Raw genomic sequence first — 2,234 nt, 5'->3', positions numbered from 1 at the left:
TTCTGCAAATAATCAGCTCTTTGCTCTATGCTGACATTGGTAAAATCATGCAATTGTAAATCAGCACATAAAAATAAATCAAGGCTAGAAATCAAAGGTGATTTCACAACTTGCTTTAATAGTGTCTTGGGATAGTTCTTCAGATAAATTAATTCCAAAGAACAGCAAGGAACTGATGAATAATGAACATGAGACGTATTTCCATGAAAATGTATAACATGTGGATGGGGGTCGGCTTCACAAACGTGCATTTCGTCACCACATTTACCTAAATCGTAAATCACATGAAAATCATCTTGATGACAAGAGACACAACTATGCTTCAACAAATTTAAACCACAAAATCCTGTCAGGTAAAAAACCAACAGGAGAATTGAGATTGTGTTTCGAAATAGCTTCTTCATTTATTGCAGTCTATTCTATCATTTGTGAATGAGAACACAATTACTGCGCTCTATTACTTAAGACCCTCAAAAGTATATTATGGGTGAATCGGAACAATCAATTAACTGTTAATATTTGTTAACAGACACTATTCTTTCGATAATCACAAACAATTGCCTATAAACAATATATATCCATACATTTTTTATCGTAGATTCAACAAGTATTGATCTTCCTTCTGAAAAATCAGATATTCTCTAAGTCTTCAAGCTTTTAAACAGTTTTTTTGCTCATCATTTTCGATTATCTTTAAACAGATACTAAATCCAAACTATGAAGCACCCCTACTCATTCATACTATCCTTTAGTTTACTTATTTGTTCTGTTTTGATTTCCAGTTGTGATTTTAATCAAACCAATTTACATCATTCTCAAGAATATAAGGTATTTCCAGATGCTGTGAAACAAGGTGACTTTTATGCAGAGGCTTTAAGTTCAACTCATCTTATTTCCAATTATCCTGCAGATAGTACAAAGACAGTAAATGACACAGTTCATTGGCGTCTCACAAAAGATATTTCTCACTATCCAAAGTTTGACTCTCACTTTCAAATTCTAAATGCTATATATAATATGTCTTTGGAGGAGTTAGAGTTAAATATTAATCAGGATAGTTTATTTGATACCGGAGAAAAGTGGAAAGGTGTTTGGACACGAGATATTAGTTATAGCGTCATTTTAGCATTAGCCATTACAAATCCTGAGGTATCGAAAAGGAGCCTAATGCATAAGGTTAAAAATGGTATGATCATACAAGATACAGGTACAGGTGGATCCTGGCCTATCAGTTCGGATAGGATAATTTGGTCTACAGCTGCTTGGGAGATTTATCTCAGTACAGGTGATAAACAATGGCTTAAAAAAGCGTATTCTATCATTAAAAAATCAACAGAAACAGATCTAAATGTCGTTTGGGATTATAATGAACATCTTTTCAATGGTGAATCTTCATTTCTCGATTGGAGAGAACAAAGCTATCCTAACTGGATGGATGCCAAAGATATTTATAGTGCATTTTCGCTAAGCACTCAGGCTGTGCATTACCAAAACTTAGTCGTTTTATCTAAAATGGGTAAAATACTTAATCATGATACTCAAAAATATCAACATATATCCAAAGCCTTAAAGAAAAGCATTAATGATAAATTTTGGTTAAAAGACAAAAAGGTCTATGCTCAATTTAAATACAATTCGCACTCACCCTTGCTTTCAAATAGAACGGAAAACTTAGGCCAAAGTCTTTGTGTCCTTTTCGACATTGCGGATGATGAGCAAAAAAAGCAGATCATTAAGAATACAGTTCAACTACCTTATGGTGTGCCTTGTTTCTTCCCTCAGATTCCAAATATTTCGCCTTATCACAACAACAGTATTTGGCCTTTTGTACAAGCCTATTGGAATTGGGCATCCACGAAAACTAAAAATGACGAATCCGTAAAACATGGTTTAGCATCTCTAATTAGATCATCGGCCTTATTTCTGACCAATAAGGAAAATATGGTGGCTGAGACTGGTGATTTTAAGGGAACAGCAATTAATTCGAACAGACAACTTTGGAGTGTCGCGGGTTCCTTATCCAGCATTTACAGAGTCCTGTTTGGTTTAAATTTTAAGGAAGATCATCTTCAAATCAGCCCTTTTATTCCTAGAGAACTTAAAGGTGAAATGAATATTACAAACCTCAAGTATAGAAACTCTACATTAGATATTAAGGTTTTAGGGTTTGGTAATCAAATCAGTTCTTTCATGATTGATAGCTTCCCTTTAAATGAAAATGAAGTATCTGGTCT

The 2,234-nt window shown here is 33.8% G+C and carries 2 protein-coding genes; one reads left to right on the top strand and one right to left on the bottom strand.

What is annotated here, in order from left to right; all coding sequences use genetic code 11:
* Nucleotides 1-404, bottom strand: a 404-nt coding sequence (locus tag ABY905_RS16610; protein WP_372645899.1) for a hypothetical protein, incomplete at its 3' end; no start/stop codon positions are given.
* 313 nt (nt 405-717) lie between these two features.
* Between ABY905_RS16610 and ABY905_RS16605 the strand changes: the two genes are divergently transcribed.
* Nucleotides 718-2,234, top strand: a 1,517-nt coding sequence (locus ABY905_RS16605; RefSeq protein ID WP_372645897.1) for an MGH1-like glycoside hydrolase domain-containing protein, incomplete at its 3' end; no start/stop codon positions are given.

The sequence above is a fragment of the Ancylomarina sp. genome, from assembly GCF_041555295.1.
In the GTDB taxonomy this organism is placed as follows: Bacteria; Bacteroidota; Bacteroidia; order Bacteroidales; family Marinifilaceae; genus Ancylomarina.
This window is presented reverse-complemented; position numbering and strand designations above follow the sequence as displayed.